Below are 22,310 nucleotides of genomic sequence, written 5' to 3'. Positions count from 1 at the left end.
TCGTTTCAAGAAATTATTCTCTTAACCAGTTTTATGAAATTCGGCCATATACGTACAGGAGCTTTATGTATGGGGTTGAAATTATGACGGAGTTCCAACTTTGTCATAGAATAAAGGAACTCATGTCGGGATTTGATAAACCGTGGTTTATTGCGGGTGGTTGGGCGATTGATTTGCATATCGGTCAAAAGACTAGAGAACATAAAGATATTGAAATCGCTGTATTTCGTCAGGATCAACGCATGTAAAAAATCACCTTAAACAATGGAGGCTTCAGAAAGTGGTGAATGGTGAACTAGTTACTTGGGAAGGGGAAAACTTACAGCGACCGATTCATGAAATTCATTGCCAGAATGTGATAGATGGTACTTCTTTAGAAGTATTGTTAAATGAAATCCAACATAACGATTGGATCTTTAGAAGAGATGAGCGTATTCGTTATTCATTTGAAAAAATGAAGTCCGTACACATAGAAGATATTCCATATTTGAGCCCCGAAGTGGTGTTGTTATATAAAGCGAAAGATACGAGAGCGAAAGATCAAGAGGACTTTCTTCGAGTCGTCGATTTCCTATCTTCTGAAGAAAAGAAATGGCTACAAACGGCGATTCAATTACATATGCCACATCATAAGTGGTTAGAATTACTTGTAAGATACTGAAAACACTTACTTAAATGGATCAGGAGGATACCTAGTGATGGATATAATGAATATGACAGTAACCTTAGCATTATTAGGCGGGCTATTGGCATTTTTCTCTCCGTGTACGCTACCGTTATATCCGACTTTTATCTCTTATATTACCGGGGTATCGGTAAATGACCTGAAACAAAAGCGTGGTGCACAGTCGAAGGTAATCCTTCATGCGGTTGCGTTTTGTTTCGGATTAGCATCTTTAAACTATGTATTGGGCTTTTCTGCGAGCTTTCTTGGGGAGTTTTTTAGAGAATATAATGATCTCATTCGCATGTTTGGCGGGATTTTCCTTGTTATGATGGGGATATTTTTAATGGGACTTTTTCAGCCGAAACTTTTTATGAAGGAGATACGCCTCTTCAAATATAAACAAGCAGGAACTTGTTTGAATTCATACTTAGTAGGCGTCATTTTTGCTGCAGCTTGGACCCCATGTATTGGCCCCATCTTAGGTGCTATTATTTACGCTAGTTTGGCTCAACCACCAGAACAAACTTTTATCCATATTACGGCTTATTCGTTAGGATTTTCTATACCGTTTATCTTACTAGGTTTTGCTATTGAGAAGGTGCGATTCTTTCATAAATATTCGAGCCATTTGATGAAAATTGGTGGTTTCATTTTGATTATTATTGGTGTAATGGTCTATTTTGATCAAGTGTATGTCATCAACATTTGGGGAGCGAAGGCGGAATTCTTTTTGAAAGGGTTGTGGGGGGATGGTTACTAGCTAGCACAAAGGGGGGACAGTTAGTTGAATCAGTTTAATATAAAGTGGCAAAATCCAATCATCCGTCTGTATATTTTAGGCATGATACCTTTAATCGTGCTGTCTATCATATTATTTAGTACTTTACCGAGTGAATTGTATTGGATCCCAAACGGTTTATTAATGATTGGTACAGTCGTTATGATTCTTACTAGTGCTATACTTTACAGAAAAAGTAACTAGGAAGAGCTGAGTACAACTCCATAAAAAAGACATGAACAAAAGTTTCTGGGAATTTGCTCATGTCATTTAAATTGGGTTATCTCCTTTTATTTACCAATTAAAGACGGTTTTAAGAGTAAAGAGAATCAATGAGTACAAAAGGGAAGCCAATAAGAAAGTGGGCAGATGGGCATAGTCTTCCTCCGGTAACTCTTTACTGATGACATTAAAGATCATTGCGCCTGAACTGAAAGCGATGATGGAGTGGACGAATAACCCTGAAGTAGGGCCCATTGATCCGGCAAGTGCCCCTATAAGCGTAGCTATCGCAAATAGAAAGCGTCCGTACTGATGGTGAACATCTTCGTTACCTTTTCCAATATGATAGGATATGCCGATAAAGTGAAGACCGATGGCTAATCCATAAAATAAAGCTTCACCAGAGTGAACATCAGATGAGAATACAATATAAGAAACCATAAATGTATAGATAGCGAAAAAAGTTGCTTGCACAAAATAGGCGGCGTTTTGGTTCATTTTTTGCGCTTTTGTAGATTTTGCGAATTTATACACACTATAGTAAACAATTAATCCAATCAACCCCAAGAAGTATAGTTCGGAATCGATCGCTAGTGTGCCACCTAACTTGTCTTGTTCTTCATGCATGGAAGGGAGAATATATACAAATACATAAGCGATCGCGACACCGCCGGATAGCGACAGTATTTTTTGTTCTCTCATTGGTAGCCACTTAACAATCTTTAGTGCAAAAAGTTGAATGAATATAAGAATAACGCCAATGATGATGGATTCAATGGTCATGGTGATTCCCCTCCTATTTCTTTACCCTTCTATATACCCGAAAATCATAAATGAGTCATCCTCCGCCAATTTTTATTTGCCTGGTTATTTAACCTGACGAGACGAGATAAAAGGCCAATAGTAGTAATAAGTAAGCTATGAGAGGGAAAAGAATAATCCATGGTGAGTGGTAGATGAAGCCGCGTGCCTGCCCAATGAGCCCAGGCCTTTCATTGGTAATCAAGAGATAAATCGTCGGCAAATATTGTTTTTCCGTGCCACCGAGAAATAGATAAAGACCCGTGATTGGGCCGAAATACACAACCAGCAATTGTAAAAGTAAAACAAGGAAGCATTAGCGAGTCAGTCAGTCAGAAAACCCGTCATGAAAGCCGAGTAAATAGCATTAGCGAGTCAGTCAGTCAGAAAACCCGTCACGAAAACCGAGCAAAAAGCATTAGCAAGTCATTCAGTCAGAAAATCCGTCACGAAGGCCGAGCAAAAAGCATTAGCAAGTCATTCAACTAGAAAATCCCCCACGAGAGCCGAGCAAAAAGCATTAGCAAGTCATTCAACTAGAAAATCCCCCACGAGAGCCGAGCAAAAAGCATTAGCAAGTCATTCAGTCAGAAAATCCGTCACGAAAGCCGAGTAAATAGCATTAGCGAGTCATTCAACTAGAAAATCCGCCACGAAAGCCGAGCAAAAAGCATTAGCGAGTCATTCAACTAGAAAATCCGCCACGAAAGCCGAGCAAAAAGCATTAGCTAGTCATTCAACTAGAAAATCTGCCGCGAAAGCGGAGCAAAAAGCATTAGCAAGTCATTCAGTCAGAAAATCCGCCACGAAAGCCGAGCAAAAAGCATTAGCGAGTCATTCAACTAGAAAATCCGCCACGAAAGCGGAGCAAAAAGCATTAGCGAGTCATTCAACTAGAAAATCCGCCACGAAAGCGGAGCAAAAAGCATTAGCAAGTCATTCAGTCAGAAAATCCGTCACGAAAGCCGAGTAAATAGCATTAGCGAGTCATTCAACTAGAAAATTCCCCACGAAAGCTGAACAAATAGCATTAGCAAGTCATTCAGTCAGAAATTCCGTCACGAAGGCCGAGCAAAACACATTTGCCTTTCACTTCTCCCATTGACTTTCAAAACCCAGTTGATTAAAATTACCCTTATATATTTTTACTTCAAAAGCAATGAAGAGAAAAAGTAGAATGTGTCGTTTTTTAAGCAGAGAGCTTCGGTAGCTGAGAAGAAGCAAAAAGCAATCATTCGAAAAATGGTCTCTGAGCTGTGTACTGAACATACTTGTTTATTAGTATAAGTAGGCTACGCCGAGTTTTGGCACTCGTTATCAATGTCACAGTATAAAGGCCGATTGGGACTGGCGTACTTGATGAGGCAAGTAGGGTAACCTATTTGTAAAATAAGGTGGTAACGCGTGGTGTAAACCTCGCCCTTAGCTAGCAATAGCTATGGGGCGAGGTTTTTTGTTTGCAGTCGTGTCTCAATCAATCAGGCTAAAATTTAGGGGGAATAGAAGATGAGTATTTTTATTGGTGGGGCGTGGGCTTATGCAAATGGATCTTTGCATCTCGGTCACGTTTCAAGTTTGCTACCTGGAGACATTTTGGCAAGATATTATCGTTTAAAAGGAGAAAAAGTGCTATATGCTTCAGGCAGTGATTGTAATGGTACACCGATTACTGTGAAAGCAAGACAGGCGGGGGTAGAGCCGCAGGCGATAGCAGATCACTATCACCGGGAGTTTGTTGATTGCTTTACACAATTAGGTTTTTCTTATGATATTTATACAAGAACAGATACAGCTCATCACCATCATGTAGTACAAGAAATATTTTTAGCGCTTTTAGAAAAAGGCTTGATCTACAAGCGAAAGGTAGAGCAAACCTATTGTGAGCATTGTCAGCAGTTCTTGCCAGACCGCTATGTGGAAGGATTATGTCCAGTTTGCAATGAACCTGCCAGAGGTGATCAATGTGATCATTGTGCAACCATCTTAGAACCCCTTGAACTTCATGAACGCAGCTGTAAAATTTGTGGTCACACACCGACGACAAGGGAGACAGAACATTTTTATTTTGCACTAAGTGACCTACAAGCTGATTTGGAGAAATATACACAACGGGCTGAAGTGCAACATTTATGGAGAGAGAATGCATTGCATTTAACGAAGAGGTATTTAGGTGAAGGCTTGCACGACAGAGCCATTTCTCGAGATTTACCAATCGGTGTCAGTGTCCCTGTTTCTGGTTATGAAGATAAAAAGGTGTATGTATGGATTGAGGCGGTTTCAGGCTATTATTCGGCAAGTAAAAAGTGGGCCGAAGAAAACAATCAGGATGATCATGATTTTTGGTCAGGTGAAACAACCTCGTATTATGTGCACGGAAAAGATAATATCCCGTTCCACACGGTCATTTGGCCCGCCATTTTACAAGGAATAGGAATTGCGGCATTGCCGACAAGGGTGATTTCCAACGAATATGTTACTTTAGAAAAAAAGAAGTTATCGACGAGTAAAAATTGGGCTGTTTGGGTGCCTGATTTCTTAGAAAGATATGAACCAGATTCGATTCGCTACTTTCTTACGATTAATGCACCGGAAAATCGCGATGCCGATTTTTCTTGGAAAGAGTTTATCTATAGCCATAATAGCGAATTGCTCGGTGCATATGGGAATTTTGTGAATCATACGTTGAAATTTATTGAAAAATCATTTGCCGGTGTCATTACAACGTCGGATATTGATGAGAAGATAAAAGGAGAAATAAACTGCTTATATCAAGAAGTTGGAAACCTCATCGAACAAGGAAGCATGAAGCAAGCCCTAGAAAATATATTCGCCTATGTGCGAAAATCTAATAAATATTTTGATGAGCAAAAGCCATGGCAACAATGGCATGAGGATCAAGGGACTTGTGAAAAAACGTTAGCTAATTGTGTTTATCTTCTTGCCAACCTCGCGCAATTACTTTCTCCTTTTTTACCGTTTTCAAGTGAAAAGGTATTTGAATTACTCAATGTCCAAGAGCGGAGATGGCAAGAGGTTGTTTTGAATGGTGTGACACTCACTGCACCAGTTGAACCATTGTTTGCGCGCATTGATGTAGAGAACATTGAAAAAGAATTAACGAGATTACAAGCACAATCACTTACCGAATAATCGCCGGAAGCAGGACTTTACTTAGCAAACAAAGAACCAATACTTGGGTGGTGAAGTGATGAGGTCTGAACCAGAAATGATGGCGACGATTATAGACTTTGCAAAAAACGAAGAGAGGATTTTTGCTGTCTATATGAACGGTTCCAGAACAAATATAAATGTCCCAAGAGACCAGTTTCAAGATTATGATATTGTTTATGTCGTTGAAGATACCGAGCCTTTTATTAAAAATCAAAATTGGATCGCATCATTCGGCGAGTTGATTATGAAGCAAGAACCAGATAAAAATGATTTTGGTAAAGAAATAGTGCAAGACTTCAAGAGTTATGGTTTTCTGATGCTATTTACAGACGGCAATCGCATCGATCTTCGCTTTCAAACGAAGGAAGTAATGCGAAAAGAATATGGGGAAGATCAACTGACTGTTCCTTTATTAGATAAAGGTGAGTACTTGCCCATTATTCCTCCTCCGACAGATGTCGATTACCACGTGCAAACACCGAGTGAAGGTGAATATGATGCTTATACAAATAACTTCTGGTGGTGTCTACAAAATGTGGCGAAAGGTATTTGGCGAGATGAATGGCCATATGCTCAAGCAATGTTTAACTCTGACATAAGAGACGCATTAAACAAAATGGTCGATTGGTGGATCGGTATTCAATATGATTTTCGTATTTCTACTGGTAAGTTAGGAAAATATTATAAGTGTTATCTCCCTCCTTCCTATTGGGAGATGTACAGAAAAACTTATAGTGATGGAGATGAGGAAAATATGTGGGAAGCAGTTATGACCACATGCGAATTGTTTCGTGCGTTAGCTCAAGAAGTGGCTAATCACCTTCGATTCTCTTATCCTATCAATGATGATCGCCGTATGTTGGCGTATTTGGAGGGGGTTAGGCAATTACCGAAAGCGTGAAGGAGATAGGCTACTTAAAGAATGAGAGGAAAAAGCGGAAAAAGGGATTGAAGACCTTTCGTATAAGGGTAAAGAATTGTACGACTTAAAAGCAAAGGGATGGATTAACACAATGAATATTCTTTCCTATTCTTATAAAAAACGGGGAGCGATTGAATTTACTTTCGATGCTTTTCCCCATTCAAAAGTAGTCTTTCACCCAATTAAAACGTATTATTTCATTCGCACTGTGCGCTGGAATGCGGAGGATCCTGTTGTGACAAGAAGAGATTTAGAGAGAATGGAAATGGTAGCTAACTTAGAGATGGGTACACTTGAACATTATAAAAAAAGAAAAGGTTATAAACCACTAACACTATAAATGTAAGCCAGTAAGGAGGAAGCTGATGCCATCTTATCAACCTAAATGACCTTTAACAGCAGATGAAAGGTCTAGAATACGAGAGGCAAGATTGAAGATCTGCCAAATACATATACTTGGGATAAAAGAAATTAGTCAGCATTTAAATATATCAGATGAAAGGGCACGGAAGATTAAGGGATGGGCAGACTTCCAATTGTGCCCTCAATTGGTTTTGAATTAGCGGATAAACTTGTTCGATATCTGCAAATCTATCGTTTAGAAGATATAAAGAATGAAAACCCGGGACAACTATTTGATCTGCTGGAAAAGGAAATGGGTGTGAGAACGGATGGCTGTGTGGAAGATCAAATTCGCTGTGTCATTCATTTTGCTAACAATAAGAAAATACCTAAAAAATGGTTTGACTTCACGGATGAGAGGAAGGCGTACCGCATAACAAATGGCTTTCCATCAGATCGCCCAGAGAAATCGTGGAGGGACTAGGAGGGGTTCATGAAGTAGCCTTGAAGGCAACAAGTCAAGCAGGTTCAATCATTATAAGCGATTAATGAGATTAAAAGCACCATCGATTTCGGTGGGTGATGTTAGCGGGAGGATAGGTGGATACGATCATCTTAAACCAACCTGAGAAAGGTGATTTAGATGCCGGTTTGTTAATTGAGGAAGCCAGAATTTTCAAGGGTGCCCAGTGGAAATAGTGGACGATCTCTCCTATTTTTATCATAATGTATCCGAAATAATAGAACTTGTTCAAGAAAGTAACCTATTGCAAAGTCCGCTCTCCATCAAAAGTCGTAAGGAAGATACAGCTTTTATCGGTCGTGATGAGTTCTCTTTTGTATAAAAATATAATTAGATAAAGGAGGACTGATGATGCAATGATAGAAGGCTTATATGAAGCTCATTTACCAGTCAAAAATTTAGATGACGCGATTGAATTTTATACGAATCTAGGGTTACAGGTGGCATTAAGGGATGAAGAGACAGTATTTCTCTGGATTGAAAAGGATAAAAGTTGGTTAGGTCTATGGCAAGGAGAAGAGTACAAGTTGCCTTATCATCCTTCTGTTAGACATGTTGCCTTTCGCGTTTCCTATGAAAATTTAAAGCGGTCATTAAACTGGTTAGAAACAAAGGGAATTGAAGCAGTGCCATTTGGCAGCAGAAAGTCGGTGGCTCCATTTATTCGATCACATCAAAGTAATGCTTCAGTTTATTTTAAAGACCCAGACGGCAATAGTTTAGAGTTGATGTGTACGGTGGATACACCAGAGGAGTTGCAGAAAGTTTGCAAAAAGTGGTCTATCACTGAATGGGAAAAATCTTTGAAGGGACTTTAGCTACAAGATTTCTAAAATAAAAGTAATGGAGTAAACGAAAAAATGTTGTTTCATTGATCATTTTTTCGTTTTTTTTTTTTGCCTTGTAAGAGGCGAGCGGTAAGACGGTTATACCTTTATTAAATGTCAAAGAGATGAAGTGATAAGATTAGGCAACTTGTCCACACGAAAATGATCTCCTTTTAATAAACTATCAGGATAAAGATTTAAATTTTTTTGTGGAAAGGAGTGCTACATTTGGCTGATTGTAATAGAAATGCTTTAGGGACATGTTCCGATGCAGGTGGCTATAATACTACTGCAAGTGGTGTGGCTTCGCATGCGGAAGGTAGTACAACAGAAGCTGTTGGCACAGCGTCTCATGCGGAGGGCTATAATAGTATAGCGACTGGTGAGACATCACATGCCGAGGGTTATGCATCAACAGCAACAGGTGCAGCTTCTCACGTGGAAGGCTCAAGTACTAATGCGACGGAGGTCGCCGCACATAGTGAAGGGTTTAATACACTAGCGAGTGGGCAAGCCTCCCATGCGGAGGGGAATTCGACGGAAGCTTTAGGCACAGCATCCCATGTGGAAGGCTTTGGGAATATGGCGATTGCTGATAGTTCACATGCAGAAGGTTATGGAACAACAACAGATGGAATTGGTTCACATGCAGAAGGGGCTCAATCGAATGCAGGTGGAGTCGCTGCGCATGCAGAAGGTTTTAGTACAACTGCAAACGGCGATGGGTCTCATGCGGAGGGGAATTCGACGAATGCATTAGGGACAGCATCCCATGCGGAGGGATTTGAAAGTTTGGCAATCGGTGGTGTATCACACGCTGAGGGACATGGGACTCAAGCAAGTGGATATGCCTCTCATGCCGAGGGAATTAATACTTCAGCAGTTGGAAATGAGGCACATGCGGAAGGAACAAATACATCGGCGATTGGAGATAATAGTCATTCAGAAGGTTATGCCACAACGGCTAGTGGGGAAACCTCTCATGCAGAAGGTTCAGAAACAAATGCAAGCGGAGATGTTTCGCATGCAGAAGGTTCAGAATCTACAGCAAGTGGAGATGCTGCACATGCCGAGGGATTAAGTACAACCGCGAGTGGGGATGCCTCTCATGCGGAAGGGGATGGTACGTTAGCTTCTGGTAGTGCTGCGCATGCCGAGGGTTTATCTACTACTGCTACTGCTACCGCCTCCCATGCCGAAGGTGGTTCAACAAATGCAACAGCTTATGGTGCACATGCAGAGGGCATTCAAACAACTGCATCCAATTCTGGGGCACATGCCGAGGGTTTTCTAAGTGTAGCAAGTAACTTTGGCACTCATGCCGAAGGGTACAATACTCAAGCAATTGGAGCCTACTCTCATGCTGAAGGAGGGAGTACACAGGCACAAGGTGTGTATACTCATGCGGAAGGATATTTAACCGTTGCAAGTGGAGATGCGGCTCATGCGGAAGGTACTTCAACAGTTGCTTCTGGTACTTGGTCCCATGCGGAGGGTGATGGGTCAGCAGCATCTGGTTACAATTCGCATGCGGAAGGGGCACAAACAATTGCCTCAGGCAGTTTTGCACATGCACAGGGCTTTAGGACAGTGGCAGCGGGCACTGCATCCCATGCCGAGGGCTACTTATCTAGTACAGCATCTGACGCACCTTATGCCCATGCCGAAGGGTTAGGAACAACCGCCAGTGGAAATGCGTCCCATGCGGAAGGAACTGAAAATACGGCAAGTGGTTTCTCAGCACACGCAGAAGGGGGATCAGATGGAGCAAACTTACCAGCGCCTAACACTGCAAGTGGTAATAGTTCCCATGTTGAAGGTTTTAACAATGTGGCGAGTGGATTAGCAAGTCATGCGGAAGGCACAGGTACGATCGCTTCAGGTGATTACTCTCATGCGGAGGGACTTGGTACAAGTACAAATGATCAAGCGGGCGCGCATATTATGGGTAGATACGGTGATGCTGAAGAACCTTACTCCTGGTTTATTGGCAACGGTACAGCTGTAGACACAAGAAGCCTCGGTGCTAAATGGTTAGCTAGTAATGGTGAAATGTATATTGATGGAGCGACATACAATACTGGTGGGGCAGATATAGCAGAGATGTTTGAAAGTATAGATGGCTCGGCAATTGATCCAGGATACTTTGTTACATTAGAAGGAGATAAGATGCGAAAGGCAACTGCATCTGATAGTTATATTCTTGGTGTAACAAGTGCTACTCCAAGTTTATTAGGTAATAGTGCAAGCTTGAATTGGCAGGGGAAATATGAATTAGATGAATGGGGACGTAGAATGTACACCCATATTGAAGTACCTTTGCCAGCTTCAAAAAATGGAGAACCTCGCTCATCGGTTACAGAAACCAAACCGATCATTAGTACGAAATGGGATCCATTGCAATCTTATGTTTCAAGGCAAGATAGACAAGAGTGGTCTGCAGTAGGGTTATTGGGGCAATTAAGAGTAAGAGATGATGGTAGTTGTCAAGTGAATGGCTATTGTTTACCAAATGATGAAGGAATAGCAACTACTTCACAGCAAGGGTATCGCGTGATAAAAAGAACGGCTGCTAATCAAGTCATTATTATGATAAAAGGCAATGAAAGTGAAATAATCGAGCTTTCTAACCGATATCAACTAGAACAACAAGAAATGAAACAAATGCTTTCCCAATTGGCAAATACAATCAATAATAACTATAATTAAATTCTAAGAATGTAGGGTTTCTATACAAAGGAATCCTATGTTTACATAATATTCATCAAACTAAAAATCTGAGGGGGATAAGGATTGGAATCTAGAATTACATTTGATACAGAGGCGAAAGCTGGCTATATCTATTTACTGCCTGATTCAGAAACGTATACTATTCAAGCAACAGAAGATGTGGGTGATTCTCCATTACTAGTCGATATTGATGAGCATGATCGAATCGTTGGTATAGAATGTTTTGGAGAGATTGCGCAAAGATTATCCCCGATAGCAGGGTCAGAAAAAATATATCACGAAAATGGAGAAACCCTATCCTTCCGGCTATCTGGACAAGCTGTTAAGAAACATTATCTACTGAAAGGCATCCAATTTTATTTTGCTGATGAGAAGTGTAAATATTTTATCGGCTTCGACATTATTGATTTTCATAAATATAAGAAACAGACTTTAAAAAGCATAGTAAAATAATTTTTAGTTTTTTAGCCTTATCAAGAAATAAATCTCTTCAATTCAGCCATTACTGTTTTTAACGCTTGAAGGGATTGTTCCGTATGATAGTTGATGTCGAGTGAGTGATTTGCGCCATCGATTATTTTTATTTGAATAGAACATTCCTTCATTTCTTCGATTGTTTCATGATGGAAATATGGATCTTGATTACCAATGACGAGTAACACCTCTTGCTTTATAAGTACTGTTGCCTTAGCGATTGATGGGAATTTTAATAACGGTGTTAAAAGAATGATCTGTGCCTCACGGAAAAATTCTTCTTTCGCAAGGTGTAAACTGATCGGTATCGTACCAAGAGATTTGCCCAACAGGATGGTTTTTTGATAGATATGTTTTTGAGATAGATCCGTAATAACTAGGTGAATATCTGCCATCATTAAGGATGAAATGTCTTCTACACTATGTGTTTTTAATAAATTTGCTTCATATTGATAATGGATATGAACAACATCAATGCCCTGTTCAATCATCATCGTAGCGTAGTAAAACAATGGATGATTATAGTTGTATCCTGCTCCTGAAAACATAATACATACGGACGGAGCACCTGAATTTATATGAGTATATCTAACTACTTTTTCCTCTTTTTGTAAGTTTCTTTCTTGAATTTCCATCGATTTCCCCTTGTTATTTTTTATAAGTAGTGTAACATATTTCCTGTACTGTATTTTCTGAATCTTGTATTTTTTTAAGGGGTGATACCTATCGGTTGGAGAAATCCTGCGCTGCTTATATTGGGTATAGGCGTTTCTTATTTAGGAAATTGGATTTATTTGATTGCGTTGAATGTATATATTATTGACTTAACCGGTTCTGCAGCTGCAGTTGCGGGTCTTTATATTATTAGACCTCTAGCAATGCTTATGACCAACCTTTGGTCAGGTAGCGTAATTGATAGAGTAAATAAGAGAAGGTTAATGATTTTTATTGATATTGTACGTGGTCTTTTAGTTGTCTGTTTACCATTTTTACATTCATTGTGGTTGATTTACTTTTTATTGTTACTTATTAATTTGGCTGGTAGTTTTTTTGGACCAAGCTCACAGGTATACATAACCAAATTAATTCCAGAGTCAGAACGTAAGCGAGTTAATGCTCTTATCGGAATGGCAGGTAATGGGGCAATTATGATTGGTCCAGCTATTGCAGGTGTATTAATGACGACAGTTAGTTTGGCGGTCTGCTTCTATATTAATGCGGCTACTTTTATTATTTGTGCTTTCTTTATTTTCTTACTTCCGAATGTGGATGAGCAGAATAATCATGTTAGAGAGCGAATTCGTTTAAAAACATTAGTAGAAGATTGGCGAACAATTATCCGGTTCTCAAAAGGAGCCAAATATTTTATATCTGTCTATTTGTTGTTCCAAACGACGATGCTCATATGTGTCGCCCTGGATTCTCAAGAAGTTACCTTTTTAACGAGAGATCTTGGCCTATCTAATGAAGCGTATGGCTATATTGTGGCCATGACAGGTATCGGTGCTATATTTGGCGGTTTATGTTCGAGTTTATTAGCGAAAAAATTATCATTAAAACTATATATTGGTGCGGGGATGTTATTGACATCAATCGGTTACATAGTCTTCTATGCATCTTCACATTATTTAACTGCAACCATAGCCTTTGTCATATTAGGGTTCTTCTTTACGTTTGCAAATGCAGGTTACGTCACTTTTTTCCAAAAACAAGTACCTGTTGACATTATGGGAAGGTTTGCAAGTGTGGCTGATCTATTGCAAGGAATCGTCCAAATTGGTTTGACATTACTACTGGGTCTCCTAGCTGAGTGGTTTACCTTACAAGAAGTAAGTGTTGCTTTTGCAGTGATTAGTGGAATTGTTTCTATTGCGTTAGTCGCAACTATCTATCGCCCATCAAAAGCAAGTTATTTTGAAGATAAGGCTGTCTCTAGCTAATGATTTGCTCCTAGCTTCTTATTGAAGTATGATGAATGGAAATGAGAGATAAAGGAGATTAGAGATGAAAAGTGTCATGCCATTTCTTATGTTTCAAGATGGTCAAGCAGAGCAAGCGATGAATTATTATACGTCGATTATTGAAGACTCAAGCATTATAAATATTGCCCGCTATGGTGAAAATGAAGCGGGTGATGAAGGGACAGTAATGCATGCCATATTCAAGCTAAAGGACCAAGAAGTGATGTGCATTGATAGTAATATCGCCCATCAGTTCAATTTCACCCCGAGCTTTTCCTTTTATTTGAATTGTGATACTGCGGAAGAACTTCGTGTTGTCTACGAAAAGCTAGTAGACGGTGGTACGGAATTAATGCCTTTAGGTGATTATGGTTTTAGTCAACAATTTGCTTGGATTAATGATCGCTTCGGTGTATCTTGGCAAATCAATCTACCTTAATTAAAAAGATGGCGAGGGTTATGTATTCCCTTCTGCCATCTTTTTTAATGCTAACGCTCTTTTGGTTATGAATCGTTGCATATAAGCTTTTAAAAAGAGGAAGTCTGCTATCTTCCCAATCAATCCTAATGGTGAGATATAAGAAAATGAATCTATCATTTCAGTTCCTTCCTCATGCTCACGGAACTCATGAACATGAATAAATGATTGAAAAGCACCCTTTACCAATACATCTGTAAATTGGTAGGGGCGTTCCATCTCCGTTACTTTTGCTGTTAGTCTTTGCTTTACACCAAAATGTATAGCTTCCCAGGTTACTGTGTCCCCACTCCTGAGTAAACCTGAAGTCACTCCGGCAACAGCTCGCTCCTGTGATTGCTTTGTTGTCTCCGTATGTACTTCCACATTTCTTGCTAAATCAAAACATAAGTGAATATCGGCATGAATCAACAAACGATGTTTAATGACAGGCATGTGTACCCCCCCTTATTTTAGTGATAACAAAAGCATTCGATGAAATCAACCACCATAAACAAGATCATTGCGGTAACAGTTGATTAATTATTTAGATAGTCTAAATAATTAATATTTCAGAAAAATTAGTTTTGTAAAATTTGTGTATATTTTTCTTTAATTTTTATTTAAAAAAAGAGGAATAATCGGAAGAATTAAACTGAAGGTTATTGTAGTAAACAGGAGAAATGATAAGTATTTGAGAGAATTATAAAGGTTTTACTAGATAGGTGCGCTATAGTGAACGCACAGCTTTAAATATCCTCGGTAATTCTTGCTATTTACAATTTCAATGTATTAATAATATAATAGAAAAGTATTTTGTAATATATTGCTTAATCTTTTTTCTAAGAACGGGGGACCCAATTTTTACAGCGGACATGTCCGTTTGGGGTGAATCTATGTATGTTAGAGGGGCTTACTGTTTCCCTTAGTCCTAACCCGAAAGCTAACCTCGTCAGCATTAAAGGAGACAAAAGGAGTTTATATGATTGCGGGAAAATGACTGAAAAGGCTTTTTTTTTTGGTTTATTTTCACCTTAAATTAATTAACCTTGTTTCCCTTGCCTAAGCACTAGATCAAATTTATAGAAGGTGAGGTTTTTTTATGAAAAAAATATTTAAAATGAGTCTAGCTACTCAAATTTTGATTGGTCTTATTTTAGGTATTGTCATTGGTGGTATTTTCTACGGAAATGAAACCGCTCAAAGTTTTTTACAGCCTTTTGGTGATTTATTTATCCGTTTAATTAAGATGATCGTCGTACCGATCGTCCTTTCAACAATCATCGTTGCTATTGCTGGTGTTGGTGACATTAAATCAGTCGGTAAGCTCGGCGGAAAATCACTGTTTTATTTCATTGGAATGACAATGGTAGCGATTGCAGTGGGACTTATTTCTGCTAATATATTCCAACCTGGAGCAGGTTTGGATATGGAGAGCTTAGAACAGAATGATATTTCTGGATATGTTCAAACGAATGAAGAGCAAGAAGGAAAATCAATAGCCGACACGTTATTGCATATTGTACCGACAAATCCGGTTCAAGCAATGGTGGAAGGTGACATGCTTGCAATTATTTTCTTTGCCGTTGTATTTGGACTAGGAGTCGCTGCAATAGGTGAAAAAGGGAAACCAGTATTAAGATTTTTTGAAGGCACAGCTAAGGCGATGTTTTATGTAACAAACTTATTTATGAAGTATGCACCAATAGGGGTGTTTGCGTTAATTGGTGTGACGATTTCAAAATATGGTTTTGCTTCATTGATTCCTTTAGGGAAATTAGCGTTAACTGTGTATGGAACAATGGCATTCTTCGTTATCGTTATTTTAGGAATTATGGCTAAAATTATCGGTGTGAATATCTTTAAATTACTTGGATCCATTAAAGAAGAATTACTTCTAGCTTTCTCAACAGCGAGTTCAGAAACGGTTCTTCCACGAATTATGGACAAGATGGAACAAGCAGGAAGCCCGAAACATATCGCTTCTTTTGTTATTCCAACTGGTTACTCATTTAACCTCGATGGTTCCGTTTTATACCAAGCCATTGCAGCATTATTTATTGCACAAATGTTTGGTATTGAGTTAAGTATTGTTGAACAAATCACATTAATGCTTGTACTAATGATTACTTCTAAAGGTATGGCAGGTGTACCAGGCGTTTCGTTTGTTGTTCTACTAGCTACTTTCAGTACAATTGGACTGCCTGCAGCAGGACTTGCTTTTATCGCAGGTATCGACCGTATCCTAGATATGGGTCGTACAGCAGTAAACGTAGTTGGTAATTCCCTTGCAGCACTTGTTATCGCAAAGTGGGAAGGCCAATTTAACCCGCCAGCTGATAATAAAGTTCAAAAAGCTTCTTAAAAGTTATCATAGATGATAGAATTCGCATGCCACAGAATTTAATTCTGTGGTATTTTTTTGTTTGCGATCAATAGTCTATCTTGGCTGCATAACCTACAATGCGAGGGAAGAGATTAAGAAACTATGTTGGCAAGAATCAAATACGCGCACAAGTTATGAGAAAGAGAAGAAGAGTTGCGCGCAAATGCCGGATACGCGCAAAAGAGTCATAGAGGAGGGGGAGGAAATGCGCGAAGAGTCAAAAACGCGCACAAGTTATGAGAGAGAGAAGAAGAATTGCGCGCAAAAGCCAGATACGCGCAAAAGTGGTATAGAGGAAGCCGAGGAAATGCGCGAAAGAGCCAAAAACGCGATCAAGTTATGAGAAAGAGAAGAAGAATTGCGCGCAAAAGCCAGATACGCGCAAAAGAGTCATAGAGAAGGCAGAGGAAATGCGCGAAAGAGCAAAATATGCGCACAAGTTATGAGAAAGAGAAGAAGAAATGCGCGCAAATGCGGGATACGCGCAAAAGTGGTATAGAGGAAGGCGAGGAAATGCGTGAAAGAGCTAAATACGCGCACAAGATAAGGGAGAGAGAAGAAGAATTGCGCGCAAAAGCCAGATACGCGCAAAAGAGGTATAGAGGAAGCCGAGAAATTACGCACAAGAGTCAAATAGGCTTACAAGTCTGAAAAAAAGCAGGAAACACTTTACTCCACAAGTATCGCTCTCAATGCGGACTTCGCTGCCAAGAGCAGGGACCTGCATATTAAATGGCTAGTTATGGCCTTTTAATAGATGCTGATATATAGGTTGAAATAGCATCTTGTTTAAAAAATGCCCATTCTCAAATGATCATTAAATGTTTGTTAAAATGGCGTTTTGTATAGGGAGGAAGTGGTATAATTTTCTAAAATAAGGAGGAGTCTATAAAGCCGTATTCATTTAATATCATGTCGCAACAGGAAGCTGAGGAAATTGCTTTAACTTGGCAGTATGATGCCCCCTATGATTTTTATAATATGGAGGAAGATGAGGAGGATTTAGCTGCATTTTTAGATGAAAAAGAACGGGGAGAGTTTGTGTTTTCTGTCAGAGATGAAGAAGAGCTTATCGGTTTTTTGATGATTGAGCAAAAAGGTGACACATTGGATATAGGTCTTGGAATGCGACCGGACTTAACTGGTCAAAGAAAAGGTGTAACTTTCTTAAAGGCTGCGATGAGCTTTTTAAGAAAGACTTATGAACCTAAACAGTTGACATTATCTGTAGCTACTTTCAATAAAAGGGCCATTAAACTGTATAAACGAATGGGGTTTCGCACGAGCCACATATATATGCAAGAAACGAACGGAAGTACATATGAGTTTATGAGCATGGTTTTTGATTGTTATAAAAGTGAATAGGGAGAGTGTTTGCCTTTGCAGATTAAACGGCAAGTAGATAAATTATCGGATCATGAAGCAAGATCCTTACTGTTACAAATGTTATTACGTACTGAAATGCTTCATTCGGGAAACTACCCTGAAGAGGATTATATGACTAGCATGAATGACATTTATCAAGCAGTGTTAACCTTTGATAAGGCTATTCCTCCTCTGCAAGGAGGTAATATCCATATTGTTTTCAGCGATTCGAGTGCGGGGAGTTTAAAACAAGCAATAAAGAAATTAAAGATAAATGATATAGTCATTACGATTCCGATTAATTTTTCGATAGGGCCATTATGGCAATTGCATCAATTAGGTGGTCTTGAGAAGCGTAGGGACTGGTTGTTTGAACATATTAATTTAGAAGATGAATGTATCTTTGACTATATTCCACGGATAGAAGAAAGTTGGATGAAGTTACAGGCATTACCCGAACAATGTAAAATTTTTATTTGGGGATGCGAAAATGCGCATGAACAGACAGGAATAGCCTATGCCGTCTACCTATTACGGGAGAAAAACAATCAAATATATATAGGTTTAGATCAGGAGCACCAGCAAAGTTTAACACGTCAAGATATTCTACATACGGGTGAGCTTGCGCCCGAGCAGTGGATGGAATATATAAAAAATCTGGAAAATTATCTCTTCTTATCAATAGATGAACGTCAAAAATGGATAGAACTTTGGGTTACGCTTGCTCAATCGAAGGACGTCTTTTTAAGGACATGGGAAGAAGGAAGGTTGACTCCTGTCAGTGAAAATTATTTAGATGAGATGATTATTGTTAAAGCAAGGGAGCTTCAAAAGGGAAAAGAATTTATGAAGTCTGCCCGCCTAATTGGTGAGGTCATTGGACATTTAGACCAACCCATTGGGGATTTGTTTATTGAGTACCGTTTAAGAACGCTAGCGTTCTTAGGTGTTTTTGAATTGAAGGGTGTGCCGAGGGCAATGAGATTTTATAGTGTACGCCTCAAGTCGAACGGGTAATTAATATGGTGAGACCTCCTCCCCAAAAGGGAGGTTTATTTAATGAAAATTTTAATTTGTTTTTAATGTTCTTTTGGTAAGTTAATAATAACTGTAAAAGGAGGCGTGGTGGATGGCAGAGGAGATTTTGATTGTTGAGGATGAGGAAAAAATTGCGCGCTTATTAGAGCTTGAATTAACGTATGAAGGTTATCAAGTGACAAAGGTGTATGATGGCATGGAGGCGATGAATCATTACCGAGAAAAAGAGTGGGATCTTATCCTCTTAGATGTGATGCTACCAGGTTTAAGTGGGATGGAAATTCTACGTAGAATAAGAGGGAATGATACGGTTACACCGGTTATATTACTAACGGCTAAAGGTGCAGTAGAAGATAAAGTAACTGGACTTGATTTTGGGGCGAATGACTATGTCACCAAGCCTTTTCAAATAGAAGAATTGCTAGCACGAGTGAGAGCAGCTTTGCGATTGAAACAAAAAGGCGGTAAGGAAGAAGGAGGAAAATGGTTAACTTGTAGCGATTTAAAAATGAATGAGCAGACGAGAGAAGTCATGCGAGGGGAACAATCCATTGAGTTGACTGCTAAGGAATTCGATTTATTGCTCTATTTAGCTGAGAATGAACGCCAAGTGCTGACACGAGACCAAATATTGTCTAAAGTGTGGGGGTACGATTACAGCGGTGATACAAATGTGGTTGATGTGTATATTCGTTATTTAAGAAGGAAGTTAGAAGTATCTGATGATGTCAAACCGCTTATTCAAACAGTAAGAGGTGTGGGCTATACCCTCAGGCAACCAACATGAAGATCAAAAATAGAATTCATTTATATACTGCGGTCTTATTTATTGTTTTACTCATTGTAATGAACTTTACAATATACTTTATTTTTCAATCCATTACGCTAGAGGGTGAGAAGGAGCAGGCAAAAGAAGAATTAAATAGGGTTTTAACTGAGTTCCATCAATCCCTAGGCACTCTTCCTCAAGGAAGCTTATTAAGGGCGTATGTACCGGTTGATGGGTTTATAAGAATTATTCATGAAAATGGAGAAGCAACAACAACCACTTCGATGGATAATGAAAAGGTAGATAAGCTGCCTTATCAGTTTGGAGCAAGTGATAAGACAGAAATTATTAAAAACGAACATATAGTTATTAGTTCAACACCAATGATTTTGCCCAGTGGAGAAGTGGCAAACTTACAAATAGGAAAAGATATTGAAGCAAGTTATCGAAACTTAAATATATTAAAGACCGTTCTCTTTATCGTAACACTAGTTGCAACGATACCTGTATTCCTTTCAAGTAGGTTTGTCGGCAACGTGATTATTACGCCGATTCTTTCTTTAACTGCAACAATGAAGGAAATTAGAAATAGTGGCCAATTTAAACAACTGCAGCTCCATCGAAATGCAGACATCGAATTGAGGGAAATGGGTGAAACCTTCAATCATATGATTACGCTGCTTGAGGAGAATGATGAGAAACAAAAGCAATTTATTGCTAATGCTTCTCATGAATTAAAAACACCATTAACAATCATAGAAAGTTATGCTAATTTGCTTAAAAGACGAGGGTACCAAGATAAAGATTTAGTCGATGAATCTGTTGAAGCTATTCACTCAGAGGCAATAAGGATGCGAGAACTAACTGAACAATTGCTTCTTTTGGCGAAGAATAACGAAGAATGGAATGTACAAAAACAAGAGATTTCACTCTCCCCGTTCCTTTTTGAAGTTAGTCGTTCATTTGAGAGAGCGTATCAGCGCCACATTACAATAACTGGCTTAAAAGAAACGACGGTCACTTCTGATGAGCAAAAGCTTAAGCAGCTATTGTTTATCCTATTAGATAACGCTAGGAAATATAGTGAAAATGAGATTGAAATTATTATCGGGAAGGCAAATGAGCAAACATTTATTGAAGTAATTGATACAGGAGTTGGTATTTCTAAAGCTGATCAGGCGAGAGTGTTTGATCGCTTTTACCAAGTAGATCCCGCAAGGAAGCGGGGGAAAAATGGTAGCGGACTCGGTTTATCTTTGGCAAAAGAAATCTCAGAAGCGATTGATGTTGAGTTAACGCTTCAAAGCGAATTAGGAATAGGAACGAAAGTGAAAATACTTTTTGATAAAGGGCAAAGTCAGGAGTGATGAGAAAATGAAGAAAAAGGTAATTAGTAGTTTAGGATTCATTCTGTTGTTTTTCATCATGATCATTATTGTCTGGCTCTTGCTCAAACCGTTTGTGTTGCCATCGGATGAATTAGCTGAGAGCGAGGTAAAGCAGATAGTTGAGGAACGATATGGAGGCGTTATCCAAGAAACAGAGGATAAAGGTAAAGAGTTTATCGTTTCTTTCGATCGCGCAGGGCAAATGTATCAACTACACATTAATCGTGCAAGTGGTGAAATAGAAGAAATGTCAAGAACAGGAGAAGAAAAGCAACGTTTAACGGAGCAAGAAGTCAAGGAATTAGTGCAAACTGCTTCTTTAGGGGAAATTGATTCAGTAAATCTAAAAGAAAAGTCAGGCGAAGAAGTATTTGTCGCTCAAGTAGTTAAAGACGGAGAAGCGCGTGAAATTACCTTACATGCAGTAACTGGGAAAGTCCTTTCAAATGAGCTAGCCAATGAACAGCCTCCGAAAAATACGATTCTGACAGAAGAAGAAGCGATTGAAATCGCTCTCCAAGCTGTTCAAGGCGAAGTAGATGATGTTGACTTGGAAAATGAAGAGGATCATGTCTTCTATCTTATCGAAATTGAAACGGGTGATGAAAAAGAGGCTATAGTTGAAGTGAATGCCATTACAGGTGAATCAACTGTGACTTGGGATTAATGAAAAAGAAGTGAATTCTAATCTTATTTTAATCTTCCTCACAATTTTATCTCATGATAGCTGTTTAATATAACAGTATAGACATAACAAACAGGAGGAAATTAAAATGAAAAAAGTAGGAGTAGGTTTATTAGCAGGAGCTATTATATTAGGAGGCGTTTTTGCTGCAACCACATTTGCCAATGATGATGCCCCAAAAGCAACGGTATCAAATGGTGAAGAAGTGAAACAAAAACAAACAAGCAATACAAATGAAGGAACCCTTTCAATTGAAGAAGCAATCAAGACAGCACAAGAGGAAGGGGAAGGAAAAGTAACTGATGTTGAATTAGAGTGGGAAAGAGGAAATCTCGTATATAATGTAGAGCTACAAGGGAATGGTACTGAAACAGATGTAGAGTTAAATGCAAATACTGGTGAAGTGCTTAAAGTGAAATCAGAGAAAGAAGATGAGCAGGACGAAGAAATTACACTGGATCAAAAGCTTTTCTCTGCAAGTGATGCCATTCAATTAGCTGAAAAAGAAGCAGACGGAGAGTTCAGTGAACTGCAACTTGATCACGATAATGGGACACTTATTTACGATATTGAATTAGAAGGCAAACAAGAAGCAGAAATAAAAATTGATGCTTTAACTGGTAAAGTACTAAAAGTTGAATTAGATGATTAATAAAAATAATAAGAGAGTGCTCATCTTCTGGTGAGCACTTTTTATTATGAACATAAGTGTACATATAATGAGAGTATATCGCCAACAAATGCTATTAATTTTTATCTACTAAAAAGTCTTTACTCTAAAGTGTGAGTTGTTTTCCTTGTTTT

The 22,310-nt window shown here is 38.9% G+C and carries 26 protein-coding genes, 1 riboswitch and 1 other annotated feature; of the genes, 23 read left to right on the top strand and 3 right to left on the bottom strand.

The features are described from left to right. Window positions 1-83 precede the first annotated feature (83 nt). The 4 genes from LCM23_RS18695 to LCM23_RS18680 are packed head-to-tail and all read left to right on the top strand — an operon-like array spanning window position 84 to window position 1,649. Window positions 84-248, top strand: a complete 165-nt coding sequence (locus tag LCM23_RS18695) for a nucleotidyltransferase domain-containing protein (protein ID WP_224938271.1) — start codon at window positions 84-86, stop codon at window positions 246-248. 32 nt (window positions 249-280) lie between these two features. Next, window positions 281-661: a hypothetical protein gene (locus tag LCM23_RS18690; protein ID WP_224938270.1), complete on the top strand. Its 381-nt coding sequence runs from the start codon at window positions 281-283 to the stop codon at window positions 659-661. 37 nt (window positions 662-698) lie between these two features. After that, a complete protein-coding gene (locus LCM23_RS18685) occupies window positions 699-1,427 on the top strand; it encodes a cytochrome c biogenesis CcdA family protein (RefSeq protein WP_224938328.1) in 729 nt (242 codons plus the stop codon). A 24-nt stretch (window positions 1,428-1,451) separates the two neighbouring features. Then, on the top strand, window positions 1,452-1,649 hold the full coding sequence (locus tag LCM23_RS18680; protein ID WP_224938269.1) for a hypothetical protein: 198 nt from the start codon (window positions 1,452-1,454) through the stop codon (window positions 1,647-1,649). Window positions 1,650-1,739: 90 nt separating this feature from the next. On the opposite strand, the gene LCM23_RS18675 is transcribed toward LCM23_RS18680, so the two are convergent. Beyond that, window positions 1,740-2,450 (bottom strand): hypothetical protein, encoded by a 711-nt coding sequence (locus tag LCM23_RS18675; protein ID WP_224938268.1) that lies wholly within the window; start codon window positions 2,448-2,450, stop codon window positions 1,740-1,742. A gap of 285 nt (window positions 2,451-2,735) precedes the next feature. On the opposite strand from LCM23_RS18675, the gene LCM23_RS18670 reads away from it, so the two are divergent. The 8 genes from LCM23_RS18670 (at window position 2,736) to LCM23_RS18635 (ending at window position 11,436) form a co-directional block, all read left to right on the top strand. Further along, entirely contained in the window at window positions 2,736-2,957 is a 222-nt protein-coding gene (locus LCM23_RS18670) for a hypothetical protein (RefSeq protein WP_224938267.1), read from the top strand. A 661-nt stretch (window positions 2,958-3,618) separates the two neighbouring features. Beyond that, window positions 3,619-3,895, top strand: a binding site (T-box leader). Window positions 3,896-3,974: 79 nt separating this feature from the next. Further along, complete coding sequence (metG, locus tag LCM23_RS18665; protein WP_224938266.1) at window positions 3,975-5,618, top strand: methionine--tRNA ligase; 1,644 nt, start codon at window positions 3,975-3,977, stop codon at window positions 5,616-5,618. Between the two features lie 58 nt (window positions 5,619-5,676). Then, window positions 5,677-6,540 (top strand): aminoglycoside 6-adenylyltransferase, encoded by an 864-nt coding sequence (locus LCM23_RS18660; RefSeq protein ID WP_224938265.1) that lies wholly within the window; start codon window positions 5,677-5,679, stop codon window positions 6,538-6,540. A gap of 112 nt (window positions 6,541-6,652) precedes the next feature. Next, on the top strand, window positions 6,653-6,901 hold the full coding sequence (locus tag LCM23_RS18655; RefSeq protein ID WP_224938327.1) for a hypothetical protein: 249 nt from the start codon (window positions 6,653-6,655) through the stop codon (window positions 6,899-6,901). 180 nt (window positions 6,902-7,081) lie between these two features. Beyond that, on the top strand, window positions 7,082-7,387 hold the full coding sequence (locus tag LCM23_RS18650; RefSeq protein ID WP_224938264.1) for a helix-hairpin-helix domain-containing protein: 306 nt from the start codon (window positions 7,082-7,084) through the stop codon (window positions 7,385-7,387). Window positions 7,388-7,782: 395 nt separating this feature from the next. Continuing rightward, window positions 7,783-8,244: a VOC family protein gene (locus tag LCM23_RS18645; protein WP_224938263.1), complete on the top strand. Its 462-nt coding sequence runs from the start codon at window positions 7,783-7,785 to the stop codon at window positions 8,242-8,244. 237 nt (window positions 8,245-8,481) lie between these two features. Beyond that, complete coding sequence (locus LCM23_RS18640) at window positions 8,482-10,962, top strand: peptidase G2 autoproteolytic cleavage domain-containing protein (protein WP_224938262.1); 2,481 nt, start codon at window positions 8,482-8,484, stop codon at window positions 10,960-10,962. Window positions 10,963-11,046: 84 nt separating this feature from the next. Then, a complete protein-coding gene (locus LCM23_RS18635; protein ID WP_224938261.1) occupies window positions 11,047-11,436 on the top strand; it encodes a DUF2283 domain-containing protein in 390 nt (129 codons plus the stop codon). Between the two features lie 20 nt (window positions 11,437-11,456). Here the strand turns inward: LCM23_RS18635 and LCM23_RS18630 are convergent, their stop codons facing one another. Beyond that, window positions 11,457-12,092, bottom strand: coding sequence for an alpha/beta family hydrolase (locus tag LCM23_RS18630; protein ID WP_224938260.1), 636 nt, complete (start codon window positions 12,090-12,092; stop codon window positions 11,457-11,459). Between the two features lie 81 nt (window positions 12,093-12,173). Here LCM23_RS18630 and LCM23_RS18625 point away from each other — a divergent pair, with 81 nt between their 5' ends. Both LCM23_RS18625 and LCM23_RS18620 read left to right on the top strand, forming a co-directional pair. Continuing rightward, window positions 12,174-13,397: an MFS transporter gene (locus LCM23_RS18625; RefSeq protein WP_318247542.1), complete on the top strand. Its 1,224-nt coding sequence runs from the start codon at window positions 12,174-12,176 to the stop codon at window positions 13,395-13,397. Window positions 13,398-13,461: 64 nt separating this feature from the next. Further along, the gene (locus LCM23_RS18620) at window positions 13,462-13,857 is read left to right on the top strand and encodes a VOC family protein (protein ID WP_224938259.1); all 396 of its coding nucleotides are present in this window, start codon (window positions 13,462-13,464) and stop codon (window positions 13,855-13,857) included. Window positions 13,858-13,875: 18 nt separating this feature from the next. Here the strand turns inward: LCM23_RS18620 and LCM23_RS18615 are convergent, their stop codons facing one another. Then, entirely contained in the window at window positions 13,876-14,331 is a 456-nt protein-coding gene (locus LCM23_RS18615) for an SRPBCC family protein (RefSeq protein WP_224938258.1), read from the bottom strand. Window positions 14,332-14,692: 361 nt separating this feature from the next. Then, window positions 14,693-14,848: riboswitch (cyclic di-AMP (ydaO/yuaA leader) on the top strand. A gap of 129 nt (window positions 14,849-14,977) precedes the next feature. Between LCM23_RS18615 and LCM23_RS18610 the strand changes: the two genes are divergently transcribed. From LCM23_RS18610 to LCM23_RS18570, 9 genes are all read left to right on the top strand, one after another. Further along, window positions 14,978-16,240, top strand: coding sequence for a cation:dicarboxylate symporter family transporter (locus LCM23_RS18610; RefSeq protein ID WP_224938257.1), 1,263 nt, complete (start codon window positions 14,978-14,980; stop codon window positions 16,238-16,240). A gap of 226 nt (window positions 16,241-16,466) precedes the next feature. Continuing rightward, entirely contained in the window at window positions 16,467-16,604 is a 138-nt protein-coding gene (locus tag LCM23_RS18605) for a hypothetical protein (RefSeq protein ID WP_224938256.1), read from the top strand. An 86-nt stretch (window positions 16,605-16,690) separates the two neighbouring features. Then, a complete protein-coding gene (locus tag LCM23_RS18600) occupies window positions 16,691-16,912 on the top strand; it encodes a hypothetical protein (RefSeq protein WP_224938255.1) in 222 nt (73 codons plus the stop codon). Between the two features lie 237 nt (window positions 16,913-17,149). After that, on the top strand, window positions 17,150-17,626 hold the full coding sequence (locus tag LCM23_RS18595) for a GNAT family N-acetyltransferase (RefSeq protein ID WP_224938325.1): 477 nt from the start codon (window positions 17,150-17,152) through the stop codon (window positions 17,624-17,626). A gap of 15 nt (window positions 17,627-17,641) precedes the next feature. After that, window positions 17,642-18,643 carry a DUF1835 domain-containing protein gene (locus tag LCM23_RS18590; RefSeq protein ID WP_224938254.1) on the top strand — a complete coding sequence of 334 codons (1,002 nt, stop codon included), beginning with the start codon at window positions 17,642-17,644 and terminating at the stop codon, window positions 18,641-18,643. Window positions 18,644-18,755: 112 nt separating this feature from the next. Then, window positions 18,756-19,451, top strand: a complete 696-nt coding sequence (locus LCM23_RS18585; protein WP_095370967.1) for a response regulator transcription factor — start codon at window positions 18,756-18,758, stop codon at window positions 19,449-19,451. Beyond that, entirely contained in the window at window positions 19,448-20,800 is a 1,353-nt protein-coding gene (locus LCM23_RS18580; RefSeq protein ID WP_224938253.1) for a sensor histidine kinase, read from the top strand. Before LCM23_RS18585 ends, LCM23_RS18580 begins: the two co-directional genes overlap by 4 nt. A 7-nt stretch (window positions 20,801-20,807) precedes the next feature. Continuing rightward, the gene (locus LCM23_RS18575) at window positions 20,808-21,488 is read left to right on the top strand and encodes a PepSY domain-containing protein (protein WP_224938252.1); all 681 of its coding nucleotides are present in this window, start codon (window positions 20,808-20,810) and stop codon (window positions 21,486-21,488) included. 106 nt (window positions 21,489-21,594) lie between these two features. Then, window positions 21,595-22,158: a PepSY domain-containing protein gene (locus LCM23_RS18570; protein WP_224938251.1), complete on the top strand. Its 564-nt coding sequence runs from the start codon at window positions 21,595-21,597 to the stop codon at window positions 22,156-22,158. Window positions 22,159-22,310 lie beyond the last annotated feature (152 nt).

It is taken from the genome of Cytobacillus kochii (assembly GCF_020171845.1).
GTDB classification, from domain to species: domain Bacteria; phylum Bacillota; class Bacilli; order Bacillales; family Cytobacillaceae; genus Cytobacillus; species Cytobacillus kochii.
Note: the sequence above shows the minus strand (reverse complement) of the source record. Positions and strands in the feature narration are given on the sequence as shown.